This window comes from Candidatus Thiodiazotropha sp. AKAK3 (assembly GCF_058244645.1).
The window spans coordinates 203,740-211,035 of sequence record NZ_JBSYOQ010000059.1; the positions used below are offsets into that span (position 1 = coordinate 203,740).

At 51.4% G+C, this 7,296-nt stretch carries 2 protein-coding genes and 1 pseudogene; 2 read left to right on the top strand and 1 reads right to left on the bottom strand.

All coding sequences use genetic code 11. The annotated features are described in order from the left end of the window. The first annotated feature begins 205 nt into the window (after positions 1 to 205). Positions 206 to 4,846 (top strand): glutamate synthase large subunit, encoded by a 4,641-nt coding sequence (gltB, locus tag AC4IE7_RS15480; protein WP_490777755.1) that lies wholly within the window; start codon positions 206 to 208, stop codon positions 4,844 to 4,846. Between the two features lie 2 nt (positions 4,847 to 4,848). After that, positions 4,849 to 6,300 carry a glutamate synthase subunit beta gene (locus AC4IE7_RS15485; protein WP_490777756.1) on the top strand — a complete coding sequence of 484 codons (1,452 nt, stop codon included), beginning with the start codon at positions 4,849 to 4,851 and terminating at the stop codon, positions 6,298 to 6,300. A gap of 194 nt (positions 6,301 to 6,494) precedes the next feature. Here the strand turns inward: AC4IE7_RS15485 and AC4IE7_RS15490 are convergent. After that, positions 6,495 to 6,617, bottom strand: a pseudogene (locus AC4IE7_RS15490) (phage integrase N-terminal SAM-like domain-containing protein); the annotation flags it as partial. Positions 6,618 to 7,296 lie beyond the last annotated feature (679 nt).

The following is a 7,296-nucleotide window of genomic DNA, read 5'->3' on the forward strand; positions in this document are numbered from 1 at the left end:
TAGCGGTTTTTTTAGGATAGTGAATCTGTTGGATTAATGAAAAAAGCCTCAGGCTCTAGATTGAGAGGCATTTCTCAAGTATCCTGCAAGGTTCTGTGACACTTGGCGGCTTAATTCGCCGTTGTGACTTCCTTATTTTAGGTTATATGCATGACCTTTGGCGTGATTGGTATCCGCCAAGGGCGGGCAAAATGAGGTTTGTGAAATGAGCCATGGTGCTTTACCACCAAAACAGGGACTCTATGATCCCGCAAATGAACACGATGCCTGTGGTGTCGGCTTTGTTGCCAATATCAAAGGGGTTAAAAGCTATGAAACAGTCCGACAGGGGTTGGAAATACTGGAGCGGCTTACCCATCGTGGTGCTGTAGGCGCGGATCCCAAAGCTGGGGATGGTGCTGGAATTCTGCTTCAGATTCCGGATGCCTTTTTTCGTGCTGAGATAGATTTCGATCTGCCGGAGAGTGGTGATTACGCCATTGGTATGGCCTTTTTGCCGCAAAACAGCGGCAGCCGCACAGCGGCTGAAGAGATCATCGAATCTTTTATAGCATCGGAAGGACAAAAGCTACTTGGCTGGCGTGATGTGCCTGTGAGTAACACCGATCTTGGCTACAGTGTCATTCCCACGGAACCTGTGATTAAACAGATTTTTGTTGGGCGTGGAGAGGAGTGTGCAGATCAGGATGCCTTCGAGCGTAAGCTGTTTGTTATTCGCAAACAGATAGAAAACAAGATCGAACAGTCTGAAATGGAGGGTAGCAGTGACTTCTACTTCACCTCTTTTTCATCCAGAACAGTGGTCTACAAGGGTATGTTGCTGGCTGATCAGGTGGGCGATTACTACCTGGATCTTAAGGATGAGCGGATGGTTTCAGCCTTGGCTCTGGTGCATCAACGCTTCTCCACCAATACCTTTCCGACCTGGGATCTTGCCCACCCGTTCCGCATGATTGCCCATAACGGCGAGATCAACACACTGCGCGGCAATGTCAACTGGATGCGGGCACGCAAAAACTCCATGGCTTCCGATGTGCTGGGAGATGATCTTGAGAAGATCTGGCCATTGATTCCAGAGGGTCAGTCCGACTCAGCTTGCTTCGACAATGCTTTGGAGCTCTTGGTGGCGGGCGGTTATAGCCTTGCTCAGGCGATGATGATGCTGATTCCAGAAGCCTGGGGTGGCAACAAACAGATGGATGAGCAGCGGCGCGCTTTTTATGAATATCATGCCGCGCTGATGGAGCCTTGGGATGGCCCGGCAGCTGTTGCCTTTACCGATGGTCGTCAAATTGGTGCGACCCTGGATCGCAATGGTCTGCGCCCTGCCCGCTATCTGATCACCGAAGATGACTTGGTGGTGATGGGTTCGGAAATGGGTGTATTGGACATACCGGAAGAGAAGATTGTTAAAAAGTGGCGTCTGCAACCCGGAAAGATGTTTCTTATCGATCTGGATCAGGGGCGGATCATTGACGACGCCGAGATAAAATCTGAACTCTCCAAGGCACAACCCTATCAGGACTGGCTTGATCAGACCCAGATCCACATGGATTCACTCCCTTCAGATGTAGCGCCAATGGCGCCTAACGATGAAGATCTGCTGGATGCCCAACAGGCTTTCGGATACAGCCAGGAGGATATCAAGTTCCTGCTGACACCGATGGTACTGACAGGACAGGAGGCAACCGGTTCGATGGGCGCGGACAATCCGCCCTCTGTGTTGTCACTGAGAGCGAAGCATCTCTCAACTTACTTCAAACAGAATTTTGCCCAGGTGACCAACCCACCGATCGATCCGATTCGTGAGGAGCTGGTGATGTCTCTGGTAAGCCTGATCGGGCCCAGGCCCAATCTGCTGAATCTGGCTGATGCAGGCGAACATATGCGCCTCGAGGTCAGTCAGCCCGTGCTTACCAACGAGGATCTGGAACGCATACGCCACATTGAGGACAATACCGGTGGTGCCTTCCGTACCAAAACCCTGGATATCATCTATCCGATAAAAAATGGCGCCAAAGGCATGAAGCCTGCGTTGAAGGTTCTCTGTGAGCTGGCGGAAAATAAAGTCAGAGAGGGCTACAACATCCTCATCCTCTCCGATCGTAAAGTGGATGCAGACAACGTAGGCATTCCTGCTCTATTAGCCACTTCAGCGATACACCACCATCTGATCCGGAAAGGGTTGCGCACCGAATCCGGTCTGGTACTGGAAACAGGTGGCGCATTGGAAATACACCACTTTGCCACATTGGCTGGCTATGGTGCCGAGGCCGTCAACCCATACCTGGCCTTCGATACGATTCAGGCGTTGTTGCCCAATCTGCCAGAGTCACTGTCCTTCCCGGATGCTCAACATCGCTATATCAAAGCCATTGGCAAGGGTCTGAAGAAGGTGATGTCGAAGATGGGCATCTCAACCTATCAATCCTACTGTGGCGCGCAGATTTTTGACGCCATAGGGCTTTCCAGTCAGTTTGTGGATGACTTCTTCACCGGTACCACAACGACCATTGAAGGCGCTGGAATGAGTGAGGTCGCAGCTGAAGCCGTGAAGTGGCATGACAAGGCCTATGGCGATCAGCAGATCTATAAAAAGCATCTCGATGTGGGTGGGGATTATGCCTATCGACTGCGGGGTGAAGACCATAACTGGACACCTCAGACCATTGCCAATCTGCAGCATGCTGTGCGTAGCAATGATTGGAATACCTACCAGACTTTTGCCGATGCGGTTAACACTCAGAATGAGATCCTGCTGACACTGCGTGGGCTTTTTGAGTTCAAACGGGCTGATCAGCCATTGTCATTGGATGAAGTGGAACCTGCGAGTGAGATCGTAAAGCGTTTCGCAACTGGGGCGATGTCCTTTGGTTCAATCTCTTACGAAGCCCATTCAACGCTGGCCAAAGCGATGAATCAGATCGGTGGCAAGTCCAACACCGGTGAAGGTGGTGAGGAGCCTGAAAGGTTCAACCCGCTCCCGGATGGCACAAGAAACCCAGAGCGCTCTGCCATCAAGCAGGTCGCCTCAGGACGTTTCGGCGTCACCACTGAATATCTGGTCAATGCCGATGATATTCAGATCAAGATGGCGCAGGGTGCAAAGCCAGGGGAAGGTGGACAACTGCCTGGCCATAAAGTGAATCAGCAGATTGCCCGGGTGCGGCACTCGACCCCAGGCGTGGGTCTGATTTCGCCACCGCCCCATCATGATATCTACTCAATCGAGGATCTGGCTCAGTTGATCCACGATCTGAAAAACGTCAATCCAAAAGCGCGTATATCAGTCAAGCTTGTCTCTGAGGTGGGTGTGGGTACCGTGGCAGCCGGGGTATCAAAGGCCCATGCAGATCACGTCACCATCTCTGGGTATGATGGTGGTACAGGGGCGAGTCCTCTCACATCGATCAAACATGCTGGCTCACCCTGGGAGATCGGTCTGGCAGAGACACATCAGACCCTGGTGTTGAACAGACTGCGTGGACGTATTGCAGTTCAGGCTGACGGCGGAATGAGAACAGGCCGGGATGTGGTGATTGCAGCGCTGTTAGGTGCTGATGAGATCGGATTTGCAACCGCACCACTGATCGCAGAAGGGTGTTTGATGATGCGCAAATGCCATCTCAATACCTGTCCTGTCGGTATTGCCACCCAAGACCCCGAATTGCGTAAACGTTTTACCGGTACGCCTGATCATGTGATCAATTACTTCTTCTTTGTAGCAGAAGAGGCTCGACGCCTGATGGCAGAGCTCGGCTTTAAGAGCTGGAATGAGATGGTCGGGCAGAGTGATCGCCTGGATATGCGCAAAGCGATCAACCACTGGAAGGCCAAAGGTCTCGATTACAGCCGTCTGCTGCAAAAACCTGAGGCAGCTGATGGAGTGGCTATTTTCAACAGCGAAACTCAGGATCATGGACTCGACAAAGCCATGGATCTGAAACTCATAGAGCTGGCCAAGCCGGCTCTGGAGTCAGCTGAGGCGGTGAAGATCGATATCGACATTCACAACTACAACCGTACATTCGGCGCCATGCTCTCTGGCCGGGTTGCTGAGAAATATGGTCTCGCCGGTTTGACTGACGACACTATCTATATCAAGGTCAAAGGGACCGCAGGCCAATCCTTCGGTGCCTGGCTGGCGAAAGGTATCACTGTCGAATTGGCCGGTGAAGGTAATGACTATGTCGGCAAGGGTCTCTCCGGGGGACGTTTGGTTATCTATCCACCAGAAGAGTCTGCTATCGGCAAAGCGGAAGAGAACATCATTGTGGGTAACACCGTGTTGTACGGTGCCATCAAAGGCGAGTGCTATTTTCGCGGTGTCGGTGGTGAACGTTTTGGTGTGCGTAACTCTGGCGCCACTGCGGTTATCGAAGGCGTGGGAGACCACGGCTGTGAATATATGACAGGTGGTGTCGTGGTTTGCCTGGGTTCAACCGGTCGAAACTTCGCAGCAGGTATGTCCGGGGGTATTGCCTATGTTCTCGACGAGGAGGGGGACTTCGGCGATCGTTGTAACCTTGCTCAGGTTGAACTGGAGCCGATAGAGGCAGAGGATCAGGCCCTGGAAGACCTGGATCACCAGGGTGGGGATCTGGAGACGCACGGCATGGTGGATCTGAGCCATGACATGACCCGTTACGATGATTTGCGCTTAAAACAGCTGGTTGAACGCCACTTGCACTACACCAACTCCGCAGTAGCGAAAAGGGTTCTGGATAACTGGGAAACCATGCTACCGAAGTTTGTGAAGGTCATGCCGGTTGAATATCGACGTGCATTGAAAGAGATGCAGGCAAAAAAGAGTGATGGCTCAGCAGCAAGCCATGGGGGTCGCTAATCATGGGTAAGCCAACAGGATTTAAAGAGATCGATCGTCAGGACCGGACCTATGCTCCGGTGGCAGACAGAGTCACACACTACAGTGAATTCGTTATTCCCTTGAGTGATGATAATGTCAGTCAACAGGGTGCGCGCTGCATGGATTGCGGAATCCCTTTCTGCCATCAGGGTTGCCCTGTCAACAACATCATCCCGGACTGGAACGATCTGGTCTATCGGGGTGATTGGCGAGCTGCAATCGACGTGCTGCACAGCACCAACAACTTTCCTGAATTCACCGGTCGCATCTGTCCCGCACCCTGCGAGGCATCCTGCACCCTGAATCTCGATGACAGTCCGGTAACGATCAAAACCATCGAGTTCAGCATTATCGAGAAGGCCTGGAATGAAGGATGGGTCAAGCCCCAGATTGCCGATCACAAGAGTGGCAAAAGGGTTGCTGTGGTCGGATCAGGCCCGGCAGGCATGGCAGCAGCTCAGCAACTTGCCAGAGCGGGTCATGCGGTCGTGCTCTATGAAAAGCAGAATCGAATCGGTGGTTTGCTGCGTTACGGCATTCCGGATTTCAAGCTCGACAAAAAGATCATCGACCGCCGTATGGCTCAGATGCGAACAGAAGGTGTGGAATTCAAGACCAGCATCAACATTGGTGTCGATCTTCCAGGCAAGCAGTTGATCGATGATTTTGACGCCGTTGTGCTGACTGGCGGTTCCGAAAAGCCCCGCGATCTTTCGATTCCAGGCCGCGAGTTAAATGGTGTGCACTTCGCAATGGATTTCCTGCGCAGTAACAGCCATAAAGTACAGGGCGACCAGGTAGATGACTTTATCTCCGCTAACGGAAAACATGTCGTGGTAATCGGTGGTGGTGATACCGGATCAGATTGTATCGGTACATCACATCGACACGGCGCTGCATCAGTAACCCAGTTAGAGATACTGCCTCAACCTCCTGAAAAAGAGGAAAAGGGCACCACATGGCCTAACTGGCCCAATAAAATGCGCACCTCCAGCTCCCAGGAAGAGGGGTGTGATCGCATGTGGCAGGTGGCGACCAAGAACTTCATCGATGATGGCAACGGTAATCTGGCCGGGGTTCTCTGCGTAAAGGTTGAGTGGGAGAAAGATTCCGCCGGCAACTGGAAAATGACAGAAGTCGCCGGGTCCGAATTTGAACTCAAAGCTGACCTGGTCACCCTGGCAATGGGATTTGTTCATCCCGTACATGAAGGTCTGCTGGAAGAGCTGGGTGTTGATCTGGATAACCGGGGTAACGTCAAGGCGGCCACCGAGGGAGGATCAGCCTACAAAACTTCCATCGATGGCGTTTACGCTGCAGGTGACATGCGTCGGGGTCAATCCCTGGTCGTATGGGCCATCCGTGAGGGCCGTCAATGCGCCCGCGCAGTGGACGAGTACCTGATGGGAACCACCGACCTGCCTTTGTGGTAATGCATAGTCTGCCCGGGTTATCTACCCGGGCATGCCGTCACTGATTTAACATCCCTGGGTTTTGATTGATGCGCTCATTTAAGGTGCGTTAGATCGCCCGTTGTTCTGTTATTTCCTTCAATATCTCCTAGGGGCTGTCCAGTACACCAGATTCCGCAGTTTCCCAGAAACCTTGCGTTGAAGCGATAAATGTTCTAGAAAGGAACAACATCAGTTTCAGCACAATTGCAGGGATACTTCTCTTTATGGAAATAGAGAAACCGGTTGATCCATCCGAGGTGGCAGCGCTCGGTGCTGATCGAATAGTCGGGGAGTCTGGTTACAACAAGAAATTTCCGATTCTAATCAGGGAAGTTCTTCCCCAAATGGTTTTTTGGATCTTCCACCGTCTTAAGAATCATCTCATAAGTGCGGGTAATCGTAGGGTGGCTCTTTTCAAGAGCCTGCTACCCGGTAGACCAGTGTGCCCAGTCAAAGTAACTTCTCCAGGGCAGTTTCAAGATGTGGCAGATCAACAATCGAAGGGCATCGACCTTTTGACGGAATTGCCAGCTATTATTATTGGTATCTCTCCCAGTGAGTTCAAGCCAGTCAGTAACACTCTTAGCGGAATGAGATCTGAGTCCTACATTGGGATGATCAGCCAGAAAAGCTTCAATATGGCGTCGATACCAGGGGATAGACTTTGGGGGAATACGGAAACATTAAAGTATCTTTGCACAATTTCGCCAAAATTAGCGATCTTCGGAAGATTCCATGCGTATTATAACTCTAAAGTCTGTCCTTCTATGCTTGAGAACATTTATAGTACATATGGCGTCATAAGACAATATATGTGCCGGCGTCATAAGTCATTCTGTGAGCCGTCCACATAATCCACTGTTGTACAAATAAAAGGAAGAGATAGCGCCTTACATCACCAATAATTCAACATGCCATTAAGGATAATGGTAGTAGCAGGAGAAACGCATGGAAGCGACTTTACAGAGTATATTT